Annotated in this window: 13 protein-coding genes; 7 read left to right on the top strand and 6 right to left on the bottom strand. The window is 27.9% G+C overall.

Annotation, left to right across the window (positions count from 1 at the left end):
• Nucleotides 1-214 precede the first annotated feature (214 nt).
• The 4 genes from ABGF45_RS05855 to ABGF45_RS05840 form a co-directional block, all read right to left on the bottom strand.
• Nucleotides 215-364 (bottom strand): hypothetical protein, encoded by a 150-nt coding sequence (locus tag ABGF45_RS05855; protein ID WP_209021436.1) that lies wholly within the window; start codon nucleotides 362-364, stop codon nucleotides 215-217.
• A gap of 140 nt (nucleotides 365-504) precedes the next feature.
• Nucleotides 505-2,544: a hypothetical protein gene (locus tag ABGF45_RS05850; protein ID WP_408112661.1), complete on the bottom strand. Its 2,040-nt coding sequence runs from the start codon at nucleotides 2,542-2,544 to the stop codon at nucleotides 505-507.
• Nucleotides 2,545-2,609: 65 nt separating this feature from the next.
• Complete coding sequence (locus ABGF45_RS05845) at nucleotides 2,610-3,425, bottom strand: PAQR family membrane homeostasis protein TrhA (RefSeq protein WP_408112660.1); 816 nt, start codon at nucleotides 3,423-3,425, stop codon at nucleotides 2,610-2,612.
• Between the two features lie 33 nt (nucleotides 3,426-3,458).
• Nucleotides 3,459-4,100, bottom strand: a complete 642-nt coding sequence (locus ABGF45_RS05840) for a deoxynucleoside kinase (protein WP_408112659.1) — start codon at nucleotides 4,098-4,100, stop codon at nucleotides 3,459-3,461.
• Between the two features lie 176 nt (nucleotides 4,101-4,276).
• Here ABGF45_RS05840 and ABGF45_RS05835 point away from each other — a divergent pair, with 176 nt between their 5' ends.
• From ABGF45_RS05835 to ABGF45_RS05810, 6 genes are all read left to right on the top strand, one after another.
• Nucleotides 4,277-5,494, top strand: coding sequence for a diphosphate--fructose-6-phosphate 1-phosphotransferase (locus tag ABGF45_RS05835; protein WP_408112658.1), 1,218 nt, complete (start codon nucleotides 4,277-4,279; stop codon nucleotides 5,492-5,494).
• Between the two features lie 161 nt (nucleotides 5,495-5,655).
• Nucleotides 5,656-6,612, top strand: coding sequence for a DNA (cytosine-5-)-methyltransferase (dcm, locus tag ABGF45_RS05830; protein ID WP_408112657.1), 957 nt, complete (start codon nucleotides 5,656-5,658; stop codon nucleotides 6,610-6,612).
• Between the two features lie 9 nt (nucleotides 6,613-6,621).
• Nucleotides 6,622-7,377: a hypothetical protein gene (locus ABGF45_RS05825; protein ID WP_408111891.1), complete on the top strand. Its 756-nt coding sequence runs from the start codon at nucleotides 6,622-6,624 to the stop codon at nucleotides 7,375-7,377.
• A gap of 152 nt (nucleotides 7,378-7,529) precedes the next feature.
• Nucleotides 7,530-10,085 carry a YSIRK-type signal peptide-containing protein gene (locus ABGF45_RS05820; protein WP_408112656.1) on the top strand — a complete coding sequence of 852 codons (2,556 nt, stop codon included), beginning with the start codon at nucleotides 7,530-7,532 and terminating at the stop codon, nucleotides 10,083-10,085.
• Nucleotides 10,086-10,276: 191 nt separating this feature from the next.
• Complete coding sequence (locus tag ABGF45_RS05815) at nucleotides 10,277-10,975, top strand: hypothetical protein (RefSeq protein WP_408112655.1); 699 nt, start codon at nucleotides 10,277-10,279, stop codon at nucleotides 10,973-10,975.
• 3 nt (nucleotides 10,976-10,978) lie between these two features.
• Nucleotides 10,979-16,150 (top strand): S8 family serine peptidase, encoded by a 5,172-nt coding sequence (locus tag ABGF45_RS05810; RefSeq protein ID WP_408112654.1) that lies wholly within the window; start codon nucleotides 10,979-10,981, stop codon nucleotides 16,148-16,150.
• A gap of 102 nt (nucleotides 16,151-16,252) precedes the next feature.
• Here ABGF45_RS05810 and ABGF45_RS05805 read toward each other — a convergent pair whose 3' ends face one another.
• Both ABGF45_RS05805 and ABGF45_RS05800 read right to left on the bottom strand, forming a co-directional pair.
• Entirely contained in the window at nucleotides 16,253-17,059 is an 807-nt protein-coding gene (locus ABGF45_RS05805; protein WP_408112653.1) for a PrsW family glutamic-type intramembrane protease, read from the bottom strand.
• 83 nt (nucleotides 17,060-17,142) lie between these two features.
• Nucleotides 17,143-17,523: a DUF1622 domain-containing protein gene (locus tag ABGF45_RS05800; RefSeq protein WP_408111895.1), complete on the bottom strand. Its 381-nt coding sequence runs from the start codon at nucleotides 17,521-17,523 to the stop codon at nucleotides 17,143-17,145.
• 144 nt (nucleotides 17,524-17,667) lie between these two features.
• Between ABGF45_RS05800 and ABGF45_RS05795 the strand changes: the two genes are divergently transcribed.
• Nucleotides 17,668-19,815 carry an N-acetylmuramoyl-L-alanine amidase family protein gene (locus tag ABGF45_RS05795; RefSeq protein WP_408112652.1) on the top strand — a complete coding sequence of 716 codons (2,148 nt, stop codon included), beginning with the start codon at nucleotides 17,668-17,670 and terminating at the stop codon, nucleotides 19,813-19,815.
• Nucleotides 19,816-21,442 lie beyond the last annotated feature (1,627 nt).

Genomic DNA, 21,442 nt, shown 5'->3' with positions numbered 1-21,442 from the left:
GCAATTTACAGGTAATGTGAGCTCGACCGCCCTCGACAATTCATGTACTGCAAATATTTTTTAATATTACAGGTAATGCCACCCGCACAATTTCATGTATTTCAAATATTTTTACAATTTACAGGTAATATGAGCTCAGCAGCCCTGAGCAATTCATGTACTGCAATTATTTTTCAATATTACAGGTAATGCTTGCCCCATAAATTCATGTATCTCATATATTTTTGCAATTTACAGGTAAAAAAAGAAGGGCAGCTCCTGCAAATATAGATCTTAAAGCGTATCTTGCAATACTTTTTTCAATTAAATCAATTTTTTTATTGCAGTTATAGGTAATTTTTTCTATAAATAATGACTCTTTCATTTAATCTCCTATACTATATAATTGTTAAAACATAATTTTTTTTAATAATAGATAAAATCTACATTTTATATTATGTGCATTAAAAAGGGACTAAAAACTATATTTTTAATCCCTCAATATGTTTTATAATCTAATAATTTTTACTCTACCCATACACCGTCAGCATTTACATACCATCCATCAATCCATTTAGAGGTGGCCATTTCGCCGTTATCTAAAAGGTAGTACCATTTAGAGTTGGTATGTTTAATCCATTTAGAGGTGGCCATTTCGCCATTATCTAAAAGGTAGTACCATTTTGAGTCAGTATGTTTAATCCATTTAGAGGTGGCCATTTCGCCATTATCTAAAAGGTAGTACCATTTAGAGTCGGTGTGTTTAATCCATTTAGAGGTAGCCATTTCGCCATTATCTAAAAGGTAGTACCATTTAGAGTCGGCATGTTTAATCCATTTAGAGGTGGCCATTTCGCCGTTATCTAAAAGGTAGTACCAAGCTGAATATTCTTTATCATAAACCCATTCAGATTTAGCTAATTTATTAAGATTATTTCTATAAAACCATTTGTTATTAATCTTATTCCAACCTTTATTAATATTTTGTGTATCTTTTTTATCATTATTTTTTAATTTGATTTTATTATCTTTTGCGGGCTGTTTTAGTGTTTGAGGTTGTTTTTTTAATCTTTCTTCTTCTTCAAATTTTTCTTGTAATTTTCTTAATTCTTCTTGTTGACGTTTTTTATTTTGCTCTTTCTCTAATTCCCATTCTGCCCATGCTTTTCTATCTTTTTCTTCTTGTATTTTTCTTCTTTCTTCTTCTTTTTCTTTTTCGATTTTTCTTTTTTCTAATCTCTCTTTAACTTTATTTTCAGGGTCTCTTTCCATAGCTGTCAAATCTTTTTGTGCATAATCATAAATTGCGTCTGTATTAACTGCTACTAAATCTTTAATTTTTTGTTTTTGAGCCCATTCTTCATATTTTTTATAAATTATAACTTGTGAGTTAGCTAAAAGATAGGTATTTGCTAATGATTCTTTTGGCGAATAATCTTTATCAACTTCTTGATATTTATCCTCGCTGCGATAAAACATAGCTTCAGAATAACCTGAGATATCTATATCCCTTTTACTGCTTGTTAAATCTACAGTATGCCATTTGCCGTCATAGAATGATCTAGTAACTGCATGAAGGCCTCCGCTTTCAACTTTTGCAGTTGCTACATATGCCGGAATCCCCATAAGGTTAAAGGCTCTTGAAGCTGTCGTACTAAAAGCCATACACATAGCAGATTTTTTTCTTGTTACTGCAAATAAATCAGATGCGGAATTATATTTTGATGAGTATTGATTGCTGTATAAAGTACTAAAATCATAGTTGATTTTTCCCATCTCTATTGCAAATTTTTTGATTTTTTCACGATCCTCGTCATCTTTTGTTATTTTTGCAGATTCGATCATTTTTTTTATGTCTTCATCATTTTTTTTGAAATTATCAAAAGTCAGATTATGATTAAATCCTTCTTCCACTGTAGGACTTAATCCGTTATATACAGTTAATTTATTTTCGATTTTTAAATCTTTAGTGTATATTTTGATATCATTTAAATTAGTTTCTTTTATTTCTTTTCCCATCCAAATCCCGTGGGCATCTAATAGAGTGAAAAAGAATTTATCATCTTCTATTTTTTCTAAAGAGTGTATTTTACCGTTTTTATATGAAAAGTTGTTTAAATCTTTTTTTCTTTCTTTCAACTTATTTTCATATTCATCTTTTGTAGTAACTACAATATCATTTTCATTCATTATAACAATTCTGTTATTTTCTGTGATAAATTTTTCATTTATCTTTACAAATACATATTTTTCATTACTTGTATTTTCATTATCTCCCTTAAATAGGTCTTGAGCGTTGTTGATTTCATTTATATTTACAGCACTACTTTTGTGTAAAGTGTCGCTTCCTAATTTATGGATAAATACCTCACTTATATTTTGCTTTTTTGCTTCTTCTTTAGCATTTTTTAAAAATTCATCAAATTTATCTTTGATAACTTCAACAGAATATTTATTGTTTATAGTTTGGCTTGCATATACTTTGTTAAATCCTGTACCAATTATCGGATTTGATGATAGTATAATGCTTGCAGCAAGTAAAAAAATTATTTTTGATTTTTTCATAAATTATTAACTCCTTATTTATATAATTAATTTACAGCGTTATTATAACATTTTTTATTAAAGTTTCAAATAAAAAAATATATGGACATAAACATCAATATTGCTCCACCCAGTACAAATAGATGCCAAATCACATGTGAAAATAACATATCTTTTTTCTTGTAAAAGTAGACTCCGAAAGTATAGGTTAAGCCTCCTAATGCAAGCAAAATTATACCCATTAAATCAATGGATTTAAGTAAGTCATTTATCATTAATAAACTTATCCATCCCATAGCGATATATAAAATTAGTCCTAATTTTTTTGATTTATCAAACATGACTGCTTTTATGCTGATTCCAATTATGGCTATAGCCAATATTATTATGAAATACAGTAATCCGTTTTTGTTATATAAACTAATTAATAAATAAGGTGTATAAGTACCTGCTATAAGTAAAAATATTGATGAGTGGTCAATTATTCTAAATACTTTTTTTGCTTTTGTGAAACTTAAGCTGTGATATAAAGTCGAAGCTAAAAAAAGTAGTATGAATGAAGAGGCATATATACTATAAGCGATATAATCAATAGATGTTTTTGATTTTATTAATAGTAAAAATAAAATAACTACACCTATGAAAACACCAATACCATGAGTGATTGCGTTAAATATTTCTGTTAAAATATTTATTTTTTTATTATAATGGTAGAGTTTAATTTTGCACAACTCTGAATTGTTTGAAACATCAGATTTTTCTATTTTTTTTATAATATTTAAATATTCTTCTTTGGTAAATTTCGTTTGTTCTTTAATTTGTTTGATTTTAATTCTGTTTTTTTCTAAATCTTCTCTTGTTTTATTGTATTGTTCTAAAAGTTCGTCTTCACTATTTTTCATATATGATTTATTTTATCTTTATTGGAGATAAAACTACCCTCTTATTTCTTCTAATTTTGTTTCAATTGTTTCTAAAATATATTTTCTATCTTCAGGATTTTCGATGCTCAATTCATCAATTGAAAATACAAGTGTAGGACTCTTATCATATTTGCTAAACCATTTATCATATCTGCTGTGCAGAAGCTTAAAATATTCTACCTGTTTATCTTCTTGTTCATAATCTCTACCTCTTTTTTTGATATGTTGCATATGTTTATCAAACGAACCTCTTAAGTATATTAGAAGATCCGGAGATTTTTTTGGCATGCCATCAATTTCTTCCATCATGTTTTCAAGTAGTGAATTGTAAATATTCATCTCTTCCTCTGTAATATTTCCTTGCTCGTAGTTAATTTGTGTAAACAGAGAATCTTCATAAATTGATCTGTCAAGCACATTATTTTTGTGTAATAATGCTTCTTTAATACTCTTAAATCTTGTGTTTAAGAAATGAACTTGAAGAGCAAAACCCCATCTTTCTTTATCATGGTAAAATTTTTCTAAAATTGGATTATCAGAAACACTTTCATAAAATGCCTCACTACCAAAATGCTCAGAAATATATCTGGTATATGTTGTTTTTCCGGCTCCAATCATTCCAGCTAAAACTATCACGTATTTGTCTCCTTCCATAATAACCTCTTTAATCTTTATTAATGTTAAGATTATATATCTAATATTAATTAATTTCAACTATAACTTGGTAAATGAAATCGTAATATACTATATATTGTATAATGAAACTTTATTCTACAAATTATTACATTATGTGATAAAATAAATAATAATTAAAAATTTAAGGAGTTAAGATGAATTGTTTAGTTGGACAGTCCGGGGGACCTACAAGTGTTATTAATTCTTCATTGTCAGGAGTGATTCAAGCTGCATTTGATAATGATTTTAGAATTTTCGGCTGCAAAAATGGTATAGAGGGATTATTAACTAGTGATATAGTTGAATTTAATAAAGAAAAATTTGAAAATGCGAATGGAAAAGAAAGACTAAAAAAAAGACCTTCTTCAATATTAGGTTCATGTAGATTTAGACTTCCTGATAATATGGAAGATGAAATTTATGTTAAAATTTTTGAGCAATTAAAAAAATACAAAATCTCTATTTTTGTATATATTGGTGGTAATGATTCAATGGATACAGTTTTGAAATTGAATAAATACATGCAATATAAAGGGATAAATTGGATTAATATTTGCGGTTCTCCTAAAACAATAGACAATGACTTAATGTTAATGGATCATTCACCGGGATTTGGATCAGCTGCAAAATTTATTGTAAATACAATCGTTGATATTAGAAAAGACGTAGACATTTACAAGAAAAAAACTGTTACAATAGTTGAAATAATGGGAAGAAATGCCGGTTGGTTAGCTGCCAGTTGTCTGTTAGCAAATTATAATAGACGTAGAAAAATTGTAAACTTGGTTTATTTATCGGAAATGAAGATAAACAAAGAACAAATAATTGAAGATATCAAAAAATCTCATGAAAAAGAAGATAATTTGATAATAGTAATATCAGAAGGCTTTGTTGATGCAAAAAATAACTTTAAGAGAGAAATTGAACGAACATATGATGAGGGATTTAATCATCCGATTATTTCAGGTATGTCAAGAAGACTTTCAGAATATATCTATCAGCAACTTGATATTAAAACAAAAGCTGTAGAATTGAGTATTGTTCAAAGAGTAAATCACTTAATTAGTAAGACTGACTCAGAAGAAGCCTTCAATTTAGGATATAAATCACTAGAGATTGCTAAATCAACTACTAATATGGTACCTGTAATTATAAGGGAGGAGTCTGATACATATAAGCCAAAATATGAATATATTGAATCCGAAATAATTGCAAATAAAGAAAAAAAAGTTCCTAAAGAATGGTTTGAAACTCAAGAAACACTTGAAAGAAAAATTATTGAATATGCTTTACCGCTTATTAAAGGTGAGGTTATTCAAGATTATGAAGATGGTATATTACAATATATATCACTGGGGGAGATAATTAATTGAAACAAAAAATATTATAATATAAAAATTAATTTATAGAAAATTTGTATAGTTGATATGAAAAAAATAAACATGTATTGTATACAAATATCTATAATGTTTTTTTAGCTTTAGACTATATAATGGTTAGAGTAATTAGTTTTGAAATAGGGAAGGAATATTATATGTTAAAATTTTTTGATTTTTGTTCAGGAATTGGTGGAGGAAGGATTGGATTAGAAAACAATGGATTAGAATGCGTTGGGCATTGTGAAATAGATGAAAAAACTGCCAATACTTATAATATTTTTTTTGATGATGATAGAAATTATGGAGATTTAACTAAAGTCGATATCGGTAGTTTGCCTGATTTTGAATTTATGATAGCAGGATTTCCTTGTCAAACATTTTCAATTGTCGGTAAAAGAGAAGGATTTAATGATGAGCGAGGACAAATTATATATTCTTTAATAGAAATTATGAAGCAAAAAAATGTTAAGTACTTCATTTTAGAAAATGTTAAAGGATTAGTAAATCATGATAAAGGAAATACTTTTGATATTATAAAAAATAAGTTAAAAGCTCAAGGATATAATATTTACTACAATGTTTTAAATAGTCTTGATTTCGGAGTCCCACAAATGAGAGAGAGAATCTATATTGTTGGATTTAAAAAAGAATATGATAACGGAAAATTTGAATTTCCCGTAAAAAAATCATCTAATAAAGATTTTGATTATTTTTTAGATGAAGAAAATAGTTTTGAACTAAGTATTTTGGATAAAACATTTCAAAAATATTTATCAAATAAATATAACGATAATAAATTTTCAAATGAAGAGGTATTAAGTTGGGAAAACTATGTTATTGATTGGCGTCAGTCGGATTTAAGAAGATACAATAAAACTTTTCCTACACTAAGAACGGGGAGACATGGTCTACTTTATATAAAAAATAAAAAAATAAAAAAATTAAACGGATATGAAGCACTATTGCTTCAAGGATTTCCTAAAAATATTGCAGAAAAAGTAAAACAAAATCATTTAAATAACAATAAAGTATTATCTCAAGCCGGTAACGCAATGACTGTAAACGTTATAGATGCGATCGCTAAAAAAATGATTAATAATATTGAAGTTTAGGAGAGAATAATGCGTGCAATAGATAAAGTTAGTTTTGGTTCAAAAATTGCAAAAGACGGATTTAAGAATGAACAATATATTGCTGAAAAATTTAATAATTGGAAAATTGATAATGAAGCTAAACAGTGGTTAAAAATTATGGGTTATAATTTGATGGAAATAGATTATGTAAAAGCAGTTATTATCAATGGATATAAGGCAGATTTAAATGTGAAAATACAAGTTAAACTTAAATGTGCAGTTGATATTGAAAATATACAGGTAAAACTAGTAAGTAATAAAAAAGGATTTAATCAAATTGATAAAAGATGGCTAAAAAGTTATAAAGATTTATGGAATATACCTTTAGATGTATATACAATTTTAAAATATTTTACAGGAGAATTAAAACCGTATAAACATGATGTTAGGGATAATAGAAGAATGTTTATGGATGAATTTAAAGAAGAAGAAAAAATGCTGGTGTTAGATTGGATAAACAATAATAAATTATTAATAGTATCTGATATATTAAAAGGAAGAGGAGAATTTTCTGCTGAATGGGTTTTAGTAGTACAAAAATCACAAGAAAATGCCAGATGGGCTTTAAAAAATATAAATGAAGTGATAAATTATTATTTTTCGGATGGAAAAGTTGAAATTAGTCCTAGAGGTTCAATAAAATTAGGGAAAATTACAGTTCAAAGAAAGGGAGGAGATAACGGAAGATTAACTTCCAATATGTTGCAATTTAAAATAGACCCGACAGAGCTTTTTGATTTATAAATATTTATATGTCATTTTTGTCATAATTAAGAAATTTTTAACAGATGTAAATTTTATTCATCAAAATATCATTTTTTTACAAAAAATGCTTGAAATATTGTTAATATTTATTATAATTATAATTGACAAATAAAATTGGAGGAGAAGTAAATATGAAAGGACAAAATAAAAATAGAATATTAAGATATTCTATAAGAAAATTATCCATAGGAGTAGTATCCGTTGTAGTAGGTGCATTTACTATACTTGGCGTATCAAACATCTATGGTGCTGATTTTTCTAGGGGGGGGGTAGTGTATGCACAAAAAGAGGCTGAAAATAAACTTCCAGAAAGATATCAAGGGACTAAAATATTTGTAACTGAAACAAAAGTAACACTAGCATTCGACGGATTTAAAAAAGATATAAGTCAACGTCATTTGCTCAAAGGACATAAACTAGTTATTATAAGTAATGAAGGAGAAGAAAAACAATTTGAGTTTAAGGTTAGTAAAAATAATGGCATAATTTTTGAGGTTGATGTAGAAGACAGTAAATATTTCGACGGGAAACATAAGTTCAAAATAGAAATAAAAGATAGTAGTTTAGGTGATGAATATTTATATCTAAGCACACCAGGAGGTACTCTTTCTAATTCTAAAGAGCTATTTGGTTCAAAATTAATTAAAACTGAATCTTTTGAAAAGGAAAGAGAAAAAGAAAGAGAAAAAGAAAGAGAAAAAGAAAGAGAAAGAGAAAAAGAAAGAGAAAGAGAAAGAGAAAGAGAAAGAGAAAGAGAAAAAGAAAGAGAAAGAGAAAAAGAAAGAGAAAGAGAAAGAGAAAGAGAAAGAGAAAGAGAAAGAGACGAAGAACAACCTCAAGGCGACGAACCGCAAGGAGATCATCCTCAAACAGAAAAATTAGAGAAAAAAGAACCAACAGATAACGAAAATTTTAATAAAATTAGGGAAAATGTAAAAGAAGCTTTTAAAGACATAATTTTGCCTAATAGCAGTGATGGATATTTGAACGAAATTAATCGTGCAAAAGATTGTGAAGATTTATATAAAGTAATATTTGACATTCAAAAAGATATAGTTAATAAGGCAGATAAGAAGAAATTACTGGTAGCTCTTGCAGATGGAATAGATTATTTAAGTAGTGTTGAGAAACAAGCATTAGAAACGAATGCAGATACTTGGAGTAAAGATGAACAATCATTTAAAATTGCTGTAAATAGTTTGAAAAATAATGTTGAAAATAAGAAGAAAGTAAAAAATAAACTAGATAATTTGTTTGAAAAAGCAGCTAAAGTATTAAGTGATGGAGATAAAGATTATGGAAGATCTTCTGTTACAGACTTAGAAAAGAACTTAATGAAGATAAAAGATTTATACAGCAGTAAAGAATTTACTGAAGAAAAATTAAATGAACTTGAGCAAACTGTTAATCCATTGATAAAGAAAATGGGAGAAGAAAGAGATTTAAAGAATAAGTTAAAAGAAAATGTAAAATCTTTAAAAGATGAAAAGGACATTGATAGACTTAATACAAGAATTGATAGAGCTAAAAATTTAGAAGAACTTAAGAAGTATGAAGCTGAAATTAATGTAATACAAGAGCTTGAGAAATTAGAATATCTAAGCCAAGATGGTATGAAATTCTATAGGGATATTTTGAGACAAGAAACTATAAAAAGTGAACAAGAAGCTATTAAAGGTATGAAACTTGTATTGGAAATTGCTAAAGAAAAGAATGAATCAGAAAAGAAACGTATCAACGAAGAACTTTCAGGTCTATCAGATGCTTGGACTAAAACAGACAAAAAAGGCGAAAGAGAACAAAATAGAAAAAGACTGCTAAAAGAAGCAAAAGAAAGAGAAAAAGCACATAGACAAGCAGAAAGAAAAAGACTATTAAAAGAAGCTAAAGAAAAAGAAAAAGCACATAGACAAGCAGAAAGAGAAAGACTGCTAAAAGAAGCTAAGGAAAGAGAAAAAGCACACAGACAAGCAGAAAGAGAAAGACTGCTAAAAGAAGCAAAGGAAAAAGAAAAGAGAGCTAAGATAAATAAAGATTTAGAAGGTCTATCAGATGCTTGGAAGAAAGAAGATTTGGATGGTAGAAAATCTCAATTAGATAGAATAAAACCAATACAACCTGAAAAACCAAGTGTGCCATGGACACCATTAACACCTGCAACACCAATTAAACCAATTAAACCAATTACAAAGGTAAACCCACATCTATTAACTGAAGAATCAGTAAAATATGTAAAAGGTTCAATGAAAGACATTGTAATCAAGACAGATGCGGAAATTTCATCATTTGTAGAAGTTAGAGTTGGTGGAAAAGTATTAGATCCTTCAAATTACGAAGTAAAAGATGGAAGCACAATGGTTACATTGAAAAATTCCTACTTGGAAAAATTGCCATTAGGAAAATATGTGATAGAAGTGGTATCAAAAGAAACAGATAAATACTATTCAGCAATCTTAAAGACAACATTAACAGTTGTTGAAGATAAGATTTCAGATGACAAGCCACAAGTCGAAAAACCAGAAGTGGAAAAACCACAAGTAGAAAAACCAGAAGTGGAAAAACCACAACAAAAACCATCTGAAAATAACCAAAATCCTGAAACAGGAGATTTAGGTGTGGTGACAAGTGTAGTGACTGCATTAGCAGCAGGAGCAGCATTAGTTGCAACAAGAAAAAAAGATGAATAATATATAAAATAATTTGTTGCGAAATGACTATTAAGTTGTTTTGCAACAATTTTTTTATGTCTAATTAAATATTCGTTGTGATTGGAATATTATAAATTAGAGCGTGATTTTTAGCATATTTTGCTTGAAATATATGTTTAATATTTGTATAATAATAGTAATGAGAATTATTCTCAATTAACGGAGGTGGTATGGAGAAAAAGAAAAAAATTTTATTTATATCATTTATACTGATATTTTTAATATTTTCTTACTATATTTTTAGAGTGGCTTTAAGTAATTTTGAGTCAAAAAGTGAAGATAAAAATATTGGGGAAAATAAAAAAGTGGAAATTGATAAAGATAATAAGAAAATTAAGGTTGATAATGAAAAGGGTAAATTGAAAAAAGAAAAAAAAGATATTGCTAAAAAAGATTCAGTAAAAAATAGTGATACTGAGCAATATAATGACGATGATTTAGTTATAGATAATGATGTTTCTATACCTCGAGATGTAATAGAAGAAAATCATAGTGAACATTCCGATGTTAATTCCGATGAAAATTCTGAACAAAGAAAACAAAAATCACCTAATTCGGAAGAAAAAAATATAAATGCAGAACCATCGGATAAGTATATATTGTTAAATTCAAATTTGAGAAAAGATAAGTATTTAGTTTTTGATAAAAATAAGGTTGAATTGCCTAAAAAGAGTCTTGTGGGACTTGCAAATACTGGAGAGTTTGAAAATAAATTACACGAGTTGGAGTGGTCCGGAGATAGTCTTGAAGATGTTAAAAGCGGTAAAACTGGAGACTATGAAGTAATCGCAAAGATTAAAGATGATTTGGAAATTAATGGACATGATTATGGAAAAGTAATTATAAAAGTGAAGGTTAGGGTAAAATAGAATATGAAAAAAAGAAGAATATTGTCGTTTTTATTGGCATTTTCTTTGTTACTTTCATCTGTAAATTTGCCAAAAATTTATGCTCAAAGTAATAAAAGTGATGCTATAGTAAAAAGTACAGAAAAAAATACCGAAAAAAATTTAACCGAATATAATGATACAAAACAAGAGATTGATAAGTTAAAGGCACAGAGGGAAAAATTTAATAGCGGTGATGTAAGGGTTATAGTTGAGCTTAAAGAAGATTCAATTTTAGATTATGCTAATAAAATGCATAAAAATCTTGCAGATATTTCTGAAACGAAAATAAAAGAAAATAAGGAGAAGATAAAAGATTCTCAAAATAATTTGATAAATGAGTTGAAAAAAAACGTAGATATTAAAGATAAAGTTTTAAATTACGATACTGTTATGAATGGTGTGTCATTTAAGGTAAAGGGAAATGATATCAGTAAGATTGAAAAAAATTCTAATGTGAAAAAGGTGTATCTTTCTCAAGAGTTTACAAGACCTTTAATGAAAAATGCACAACAAATAATTGGGGCAAATCAAGTTTGGGATAATGTTAAATATAAAGGTGAGGGGACTGTAGTTGCTGTAATCGATACAGGTATCGACCACAATCATAGTGCATTAAAACTTGATGAAAATGCTAAGAGTCAAGCAAGATTTAAAGAAGAAGATATAAAAAAAATAATAAAAGAAAAAAATTTAAAGGGGAGTTTTTATTCTGAAAAAATTCCTTATGGATATAACTATTATGATAACAACAAAAATTTATTTGATTCCTATGGTGCAATGCACGGAATGCATGTGTCAGGGATAATAGGGGCAAATGATACTAAAAATAACAAATATGGGGTTGCTCCAAACGCTCAGATATTATCATTGAAAGTTTTTTCGGATGACATTCAATATCCTACTACTTTTACAGACATTTGGTTAAAGGCGATAGATGATGCGATAAAATTAAAAGCTGACGTAATTAATATGAGTTTGGGGACTGCGGCAGGATTTAGTTATGTAGATAAAAAATATTATCCTGAAGCTGAAATGATGAAAAAAGCAAAAGATGCAGGGATTTTAATATCCGTAGCATCCGGAAATGACGGGACTATTACTGACGGATTTTATGGTGTGGGTATCAAGCCTTTGTCATCAGTTTACGATACTTCTGAAATTGCAAATCCAGCTGTTGATGAAAATTCATTTGCTGTAGCATCAATGGAAAATGACAAAAAATATGTTTATAAGATACAGTGGTTTGATTTAAATAATGGAAATGGAAGAAGTAGAAAAAAATTAGATAAAGAAGCAATAATTAATTTAGCTGTAGCTTCTAAAGATTATAACAATACTATATCATCAGATATAGTAGATTTAAAAAAAAGTAAAGATTTAAATGATAATCAAATAAAAGATAAAATAGCACTTGTCGAATATCCCGGTTCGGAAGAGGCTAAAACATTTAACCAAGTTTTAGAAAATATTGCGGGACATTCCCCAAAAGCAATTATAATGTACAAAACTGAAAAACAAACAGATTTTCTTGGTGGAAGGATAACGCTGACAGGGAAAGCAGGTAATCTTACAGTTGGTATTATCAAACATTCTACCTATAAGGATTTGATTAGTACAAAAGAACAAAATAAAAATTTTCCATTTAATTTGATAATCAAAACTCAACCATCTGAGGTTGAAAATGAAAATAAGGGAAAAGTTTCAAGTTTCTCATCATGGGGGCCAACACCTGATTTAAGGATAAAACCCGAAATCACAGCTGTAGGTGGAAATATCTATTCACTTGCTGAGGATGAAGCATATAAAAATATGAGCGGTACATCAATGGCGGCTCCTCAAGTTGCCGGTGCTTCTGCTATAGTTAAACAATATTTAAAAACCAGAAGTGATATGCCGAATGATCCTGATTTTATAAAGCTTTTACTTATGAATACTGCTACTCCTATATCTGACGAAAAAAATAATTATTATTTTGTAAGACAACAGGGAGCCGGTAAAATAAATTTAGAGAAAGCAATCAGTACACAATTAACTGTTAAAGCTACAGGAGAAAATGATAAAGTAGCTGATGGTAAACTTGAATTAAGACAAATTGATAAAAAAAGCTTTAATGTAGAATTGGAGATTCAAAACTTTTCCAATTCTGAAAAAAAGGTTACAATTTCACATAGTGCTATTTATGAACCAATATCAGATGGAAGCAGAACACAAAAACCTGAAAAATTAAATAACAAAAATTCAGAAAAAAAATTAAGAGAAACAATACCTGCTAATAGTACAAAGAAAGTAAGTTTTGTAGCTGATTATAGTGATTCCGATTTAAAAGAAAATAATTTCTTAGAAGGATTTATAAAAGTTGACAGTGATAAGGAAAACTTGGTTATACCATTTTTAGGATTTTATGGAGATTGGTCTAATCAAAGAGCTATAGATGCTTTTGCAATTCCTGAATATCAAAAAGAAAAGGAAAAAGCTCAATTTGTTGTTAACGAGAAAAATAATATCAATTCGTCCGCATTTTTAACATCAAATGGGGGTCCATTACCTATAATAGATAATACAGTTTATTTATCTCCAAATAGTGAATATTTTAAGGATGTAATTGCAAGAATAGCTCCTTTAAGAAATATGGAAGAAATAGAATTTTCTATTTTAGACGCTGATACAAAAGAGGTTTTAAGAGTTTTAGGTAAAACTTATGATGTAAGAAAGTTAAGTAGATTAAAAATCAAAAATAGCTTTATCCCTATGATTGATTCTATTTGGGATGGTAAAATAGATGGAAAAGAGGCACGAGCAGGTAAAAAATATTTATATCAAATAAAAGCAAAATTAAATAATAAACAGTACGGAAAAACAAACACCCAAGTTTACCAATATCCAATAGTAATCGATAATTTAAAACCGGAAATTATAAAAGATTTTGTTATTGAAAAAACTGACAAAGATAGAATGAAGGCATTAAAATTCTCCGCAAAAGACAATGAGTCGGGTATAGGAAAAGTTTCAATAATGTCCCTAAAATACTCTAATAAGGTTGAAAATATAGATAAAAAGAGTGGATTGGATTTAGATAAATTAAATCAAGCACCGGGTGAAAATAAGAAAAATAAAGAAAATAAAAATCCTTTATTATCAAGATTTACTATTGAAAATATAAAGAAACTTGCAGAAGGGTTTATAGGCGACAAAAATCTAAAAACTGTAAAATACGGTAAAAATATAAGTATAGAAATAGTTGACTATGAAAAGGACTTAAATAGTGGAGAAAACTTATTAAAAATCGAAGATGGAAATAAGATAAAGATACCACTTGAAAAAGTTAGCGATAAACCTGATGTTGACTCTATAATTAAAATTTATAGAAATGGTTCAACTGCAAAAGAATTGCACTTTGAAGTTCCATTTTATGCCGATAGGACTCATGTTAAATTACTTGTTAATGACTATCTGGGAAATTCAGTAGAATCAATAAAAGAAACCGGAGAAAATAGTAGTTACAATACACTTAACTTTTTGGGTTATGAACATAATATAAAACCAAATGCTAAGTTATATATAGGAGATAAAGAAGTAAATAGCCCTATATACAGCTCTTTAGAAAAAGAATTAAAAGTAAAAATTGTATTTAATAAAGATAATAAATACCTAGATGCATTGAAAATTAGAGAAGGCAAAAATGCTGAAGATGTCATTAAAGATGGTTCGGTGAATGCCGGCTTTGCTGAAAAGTATAAACTTAAATTAGATAAAAATAGCAAAACTGTTGAATTCATACTGAAAGCCAATGATTCTAAGCTAGAAGTGTATACAACTGTAAAAGATGGTAATTTTGCTGAATATAACTCAAGTAAAAAAGTAAAATTGAGTTTTGAAAATTCATATTTATCTAGGTTTAGTAAGATAAAAATCAATAATAAAGAAATTACAAATAAAGACAGTGGAGTTTCTAGTGAAGTAACTGCCGGTACAGTTTATGTTGAAATGGTATTTGATAAAGAAAAAAATAAAGATAAGAAAATCAATAAGGTTGTATTGAAGCAGGGAAATGAAGAAAATAAATTGGAAAGAACAAGTTTTAGTTTTGATGTTGAGAGTGGTAAACTTATAGATAAATACTCTATTTCTGAATATTCTATCCAATTAAGCCTAAATCTTAAATCAGATGGAGAAATTAAATTTGAATACGGAGATAAATATGAAGATATACCATCAGTATCTCCAAATATCAATGGACATGGACATCGTCATTTTGATGATGATACTCAATTGATAAATAATGATAGTTCAAAGAAAAAATATCCTGCTGTATTTCTTGAAACTCAAAGATTACTAGATGTGATAAGTAACGCAAAAACTATAGAAGATAATCATATATTTATAAAAGGCTTTGTAGGTTATGTAAATTCTGATGATAGTGTAGAATTAGTTATCATTAGTAAACTTGACAATGATGGAAATGAAATCGGAAAACCTGCAATTATAACTAAGGACAAATTAAAGAAAGATGAACAAATACTATATTCAAACGGTAATAAAAATCTTTATAATGGGTCCGGTTATAGATTTGAATCCGCTATAGAAGTTGACAGATTTAATACTAATATACAAGTAAAAGCTGTAACTACTAAAAATTTAGAATCAAGCATAGTTAGAAGAGTATTGTTTGATAATCTTACACCAAACCTTTCATATCAAGTAATTAGTAGAAACCTTGAAAGCGACGAAGTAACTATAAAGGTAGTTTCAGAAGATAATTCATTAAAACTTAGTCTTTATCATAATGACTCTCTACTTGATAAGGTAGATAAAACTACTTTAACCTTTGACAAGCCTGGAGTTAAAATTGAAAAAGAATATACATTTAAATTAAAACCGGGTCAAAACGAAATTAAATTATTTGCCAAAGACTTAGCAAATTATACTACACAAAAATCAATTTTTATTTTCAGAACATTTGAAGAAGAAAATAAAAATCAAGAAAGTAATATTGTTAAATCAAAAGACCTTAAATTAAAAAAAGATGATGCCACTGCTCAGGAAGAACTGCTTAATAAAGAATTAAAAGAAATGAAATTTAATCAAAAGAAAGCAACCAGATTTGATGAAATAACAGATGGCGACCATAAAGATGATCATGACCATGATCATTAAAAAGTAGGGGAAGATAATTCCAAAAGCCAAAAATGCAAAAGGAATTAAAAATAAAGAGCTGTTGCAAAAATAAAAAATTATTTAGCAACCAGCTCTTTATTTTTAAATACTTTCATAATTGTTTTTTTGAGTATTTATAATATCTTTTACAAGCTTAAATAAAAATGCCCAACTTATTGGAATAATTATATAAATTAACATTGGATATTTTTCTACATAAGGGCTGTTCCATATTGCGTGAAGTAAAAATGGCAATATTATCCAAAAATATGATAGATATTCTTTTCTTTTTTCTTTATAAAAAATTAAATAACCTACACCTGTAGTTAAAAATGCATTAAATATCCAGTGACCGGCAAATGCTGAACTAAATCTTGAAAGTACTTCTGAAAAAATATTTTTACCCTCGATCATTGCTCCCAATATATATGCATAGTCTTCTGAAAATTGATAGCCTAATCCGACACCGATACCAACAAGTAAAATATTAAATATATCTTTTATATTAAATATGTATATTATAATTAATGCTAATGTAAGCTTAAAACCTTCTTCTACAATTACCGGCACAATACTTGGCCCCCATGTATCCATAAACTGTTTATTTTTTATTATTCCTGAAAGTATATCATGAAATTTTATGTTTGCAATTCCGGACCAGTGAGAAATTACAAAAAAGCCAAAGAAAATACTTATTAGGAAATAACTAAATTTTAATTTATATTTTTTTGCAGCTATGTATGACATGATTGCCAGTGGTGCTATGTAAATACCAAAACTTAAAATTGCTAGAAAAAAACTGGACAAATTAGTATTTGATTTTATAAGAGTATCAAATATTAAATATTCTTCTTTGATTCGAATAAAAGACAAAACACTAATAATTAACAATAAAATTTTTCTTATCATATATCCTCCAATATATTTATAATGATTATAAAATAAATATATTGAAAAAATATGTTTAAATTATGTTTGATATAGCGACTTTTCTATATTGCATGATTAGACTTTTTTATAGGATTTGTATTTTTAAAATCATGGGAGAGATTTGCTTGTTTTACTTCCCAATGAATTACAAATGTTAGCACAACTCTTAAAACTACAATTATACCTAATATAATCAATTCATTTAAATCTCTAACTATGACGGTTTTTATAATTTCTGAACCCAGCTTAAACTCAAGTCCGAGAGCTAAAGCTTCGCCTAAGATTATCTTGGTTTTATTTTCTCTTAAATCAAATTTGTGTTTTGCAAAATTATAAAGAGCAGCCAAACTTCCAAATGCGATTATGGAAATTCCGATAAGTTCTAAAGCTGTAATTATAATCGGAGCAACAGATGATAAAATATTATGTAGTATTTGTTCCATTTTTTCCCCTTAATATATAATATACTAATTTTAACATATAACTTTATTGTTAAAAAGTTTTTTATTAAATGCTTTTATGCTATAATCTTTTCGTAAAATATATTAGGTTCTACGATTTTAGAAATAATTGAAAGAGGTATAATTATGAAAATTAAAAATAAGTCTAAAGTATTATTAGTCCTTATGGCTGGGCTGGTTACACCATTTAACCAAGGATTTGTAAATCTTAATAGGCCTGTATATGCGGAAAGCTTGCAAAAAATTAATAATCAGGAATCAATTGTGATAGAAGATAATGATAAAAATAAATTTATAGAAGATGTACAAAGTGAGATGAAATCTTCAAATTTTGAAAATATAAATGTTTATATATTGGGAAATGATTCTGTTATATATAAGGAAAATTTGCCAAAGGATCAGATTTCAAGTATTTTAGAAGACAAATATAAATTTGTTAAACTAAATGGGAAAGCAATTCATGGCATGGCTTTGTTTATAATGAAAAAAGAAGATAGGCTTGTAAAAAATATAGATGAATACAATAAAATAATGGATGAAAGATTAAAAAATATATCAAAATTTGAAAATATAGTTATACATACAACCTTTCCTATTAAAGATAAAGATTTTATAGAAATTAGATTAAATGCAGTTGGTCTTTCTATGGGAAGGGGTATAAAACACATTGGAATAAATGGTGTTAATATATATACCAGAAATTTAAATATAGATAACAGGTTTGCATTTAATATAAGTGCAAATAATAAAGAGCAGTACAATAAGTACATTAATTTGAACTTAGATAGAATAAAGCAAAATGATGAAGCTATAAAGAAGATAATTCATGAAGCGGGTTCCAATGAAGAGGGTATAGACGATAGAGAAAAAATAATAAGATTTATACTTCAAGTAGGGAAAAATACTGTTTATGATAGAGAAGCATATTATAATGATGATAGATTGTTGTATTATTTGGCATCTGATATTTTTTCTGTTACAGAAAGACATAAGGCGATGTGTTTAGGATTCTCTACTTTTGCAGCAAGAGGATTGAATTTAATGGGTATACCCGCTTATGTTATAGAAGGTAGAAACTATAATGGAGAAATTCATGCTACTACAAGAGCTTTTTATAATAAAAAATGGCATGTTCTTGATCTAACGGCTTCAATAGGTTCGCTTCCAAGTTATACGAGAGATATGTTTTCTGATGATGAAGACCTATATGCGGTAGTTGATTCTAATAATAAAACGGAATATTATGAAAATAAGTTTATGCATGTAAATAAAGAATTTGAAGATTGGATTATTAATTATAACTCGAAGGACATTTTATTATTAAATAAAGACGCAGCTTTGAGATCAAGGATACCGGCAAATGATTTAACATGGTATAGTAAAGAACATGTAGATAAATTAGTTGCAGAATATGAAAAAGTAATTAAAATCGAAAATGAAGAATGGTTTAAAAACCATGATTTAGCATCGAAGGTATTACTTACACCTAAATCATATTATGGAAAATTATTAAAAAATCAAAAAAACGGTAAAGTTGAATTAGATCATTATAAGAAACTTGTAGATGCCTTAAATTACACAAAAGACTACTTTAGAATTGAATGCGAGAAACTAAAAGTTCGTTTACCTGAAGTATTTAAGGAAAATACTAAAATGCCATATCAAGGAAATAAAGAAAATATAGAAAAGGGTAATTTGAATAAAGATTTTAATTCTGAAAATGAAGATAAATCATTAAAAAACAAGTGGATTTATAAAAATGGAGACTACTATTATATAGATAATTACGGTAAAAAGTTAAAAAATAAATGGCAAGGCAACTATTATTTAAAAAGTGACGGCAAGATGGCAAAATCCGAATGGATATTTGATAAAGACTATGACTCTTACTATTATTTATTAAATGACGGAAAATATGCAAAAAATAAATGGCAAGGCAACTATTATTTAAAAAATGACGGCAAGATGGCAAAATCCGAATGGATATTTGATAAGGATTATGATTCTTACTATTATTTATTAAATGACGGAAAATATGCAAAAAATAAATGGCAAGGTAACTACTATTTAAAAAGTGACGGCAAGATGGCAAAATCCGAATGGATATTTGATAAAGATTATGACTCTTACTATTATTTATTGAATGATGGAAAATATGCAAAAAATAAATGGCAAGGTAATTACTATTTAAAAAATGATGGAAAGATGGCGAAATCTGAATGGATAGGAAAATATCATGTAGATAATTTTGGAAAGTGGGATAAAACAAAGTAATTTAAATTTTGATTATCCATTTAAGCAATATTTGATTTATTGTATAGATGGATAATTTTTATTTTAAAATTCATAATTATATTATGGAGATTTAATATATAGTTTAGTAAATAAATTTAAATATATTTTACATGAATTGTCGAGGGTAGCCGAGCTCGCATTACCTGTAAATCGAAGAAATATTTGAGATACATGAAATTGCGGCACAGGCAATACCTGTAAATGAAAGAAAATTTTGTTATACATGAGCACCGCCCTGCCATTACCTGTAAATCGAAGGAATATTTGATATACATGAAATTTTGCCTCAGCCATTACCTGTAATATTGAAAAATAATTGCAGTACATGAATTGTCGAGGGTAGCCGAGCTCGCATTACCTGTAAATCGAAGGAATATTTGAGATACATGAAATTGCGGCATAGGCATTACCTGTAAATGAAAGAAAATTTTGTTATACATGAGCACCGCCCTGCCATTACCTGTAAATCGAAGAAATATTTGAGATACATGAAATTCCGCCTCCGCCATTACCTGTAATATTGAAAAATAATTGCAGTACATGAATTGTCGAGGGTAGCCGAGCTCGCATTACCTGTAAATCGAAGAAATATTTGAGATACATGAAATTTCGGCACAGGCAATACCTGTAAATGAAAGAAAATTTTGTTATACATGAGCACCGCCCTGCCATTACCTGTAAATCGAAAGAATATTTGAGATACATGAAATTTCGCCTCCGCCATTACCTGTAATATTGAAAAATAATTGCAGTACATGAATTGTCGAGGGTAGCCGAGCTCACATTACCTGTAAATCGAAGGAATATTTGAGATACATGAAATTGCGGCACAGGCAATACCTGTAAATGAAAGAAAATTTTGTTATACATGAGCACCGCCCTGCTATTACCTGTAAATCGAAGAAATATTTGAGATACATGAAATTTCGGCTCCGCCATTACCTGTAATATTGAAAAATAATTGCAGTACATGAATTGTCGAGGGTAGCCGAGCTCACATTACCTGTAAATCGAAGAAATATTTGAGATACATGAAATTGCGGCACAGGCAATACCTGTAAATGAAAGAAAATTTTGTTATACATGAGCACCGCCCTGCCATTACCTGTAAATCGAAGAAATATTTGAGATACATGAAATTCCGCCTCCGCCAGTAGCTGTAAATTCAAAAAATATATTTAACGATAATGTTAATTGCTTTTGAAACATTTACAACATTAAATATGAATGATATAGCTGTTTCTAAAGAATTTTGGATACAACAAAATGGTAAGTGATATTATAAATATAATGATCAAATAAAAAATACTGATTGAAAGAAAAAGATAAAGGGTATTATCTTGATCTAAAAAAAGGAGATATGAAAAGTGAATTGGTAATAGGAGATATTATCCATATAAATAAAATGAAAATGTGATTCAAGGAAGGTTTATTATAAGGGGGAAATTGTATAAAACAATATTTTAGGTATTCTAATTCATTTTCAATTTGTAATGCAATTTCATTTGATAAAATTGTTAGTTGATCGTCTGAAATTTTTTCAGGTTCAATAGTTAAGAGTAAAAGTCTAGTTAACTTTGATGAAGAGTAAAGAGTATTAAGTAAA

The organism is Helcococcus sp. KG196 (assembly GCF_046035495.1).
Taxonomy (GTDB): domain Bacteria; phylum Bacillota; class Clostridia; order Tissierellales; family Peptoniphilaceae; genus Helcococcus; species Helcococcus ovis.
The sequence above is the reverse complement of the archived record's forward strand: the minus strand, read 5'-3'. Positions and strand labels throughout refer to the sequence as shown.

Excerpts from the sequence above, each read along its gene's own strand:
- ABGF45_RS05855 (WP_209021436.1), bottom strand. The coding sequence starts at position 364 with ATGAAAGAGTCATTATTTATAGAAAAAATTACCTATAACTGCAATAAA.
- ABGF45_RS05850 (WP_408112661.1), bottom strand. The coding sequence starts at position 2,544 with ATGAAAAAATCAAAAATAATTTTTTTACTTGCTGCAAGCATTATACTA.
- ABGF45_RS05845 (WP_408112660.1), bottom strand. The coding sequence starts at position 3,425 with ATGAAAAATAGTGAAGACGAACTTTTAGAACAATACAATAAAACAAGA.
- ABGF45_RS05840 (WP_408112659.1), bottom strand. The coding sequence starts at position 4,100 with ATGGAAGGAGACAAATACGTGATAGTTTTAGCTGGAATGATTGGAGCC.
- ABGF45_RS05835 (WP_408112658.1), top strand. The coding sequence starts at position 4,277 with ATGAATTGTTTAGTTGGACAGTCCGGGGGACCTACAAGTGTTATTAAT.
- dcm (WP_408112657.1), top strand. The coding sequence starts at position 5,656 with ATGTTAAAATTTTTTGATTTTTGTTCAGGAATTGGTGGAGGAAGGATT.
- ABGF45_RS05825 (WP_408111891.1), top strand. The coding sequence starts at position 6,622 with ATGCGTGCAATAGATAAAGTTAGTTTTGGTTCAAAAATTGCAAAAGAC.
- ABGF45_RS05820 (WP_408112656.1), top strand. The coding sequence starts at position 7,530 with ATGAAAGGACAAAATAAAAATAGAATATTAAGATATTCTATAAGAAAA.
- ABGF45_RS05815 (WP_408112655.1), top strand. The coding sequence starts at position 10,277 with ATGGAGAAAAAGAAAAAAATTTTATTTATATCATTTATACTGATATTT.
- ABGF45_RS05810 (WP_408112654.1), top strand. The coding sequence starts at position 10,979 with ATGAAAAAAAGAAGAATATTGTCGTTTTTATTGGCATTTTCTTTGTTA.
- ABGF45_RS05805 (WP_408112653.1), bottom strand. The coding sequence starts at position 17,059 with ATGATAAGAAAAATTTTATTGTTAATTATTAGTGTTTTGTCTTTTATT.
- ABGF45_RS05800 (WP_408111895.1), bottom strand. The coding sequence starts at position 17,523 with ATGGAACAAATACTACATAATATTTTATCATCTGTTGCTCCGATTATA.
- ABGF45_RS05795 (WP_408112652.1), top strand. The coding sequence starts at position 17,668 with ATGAAAATTAAAAATAAGTCTAAAGTATTATTAGTCCTTATGGCTGGG.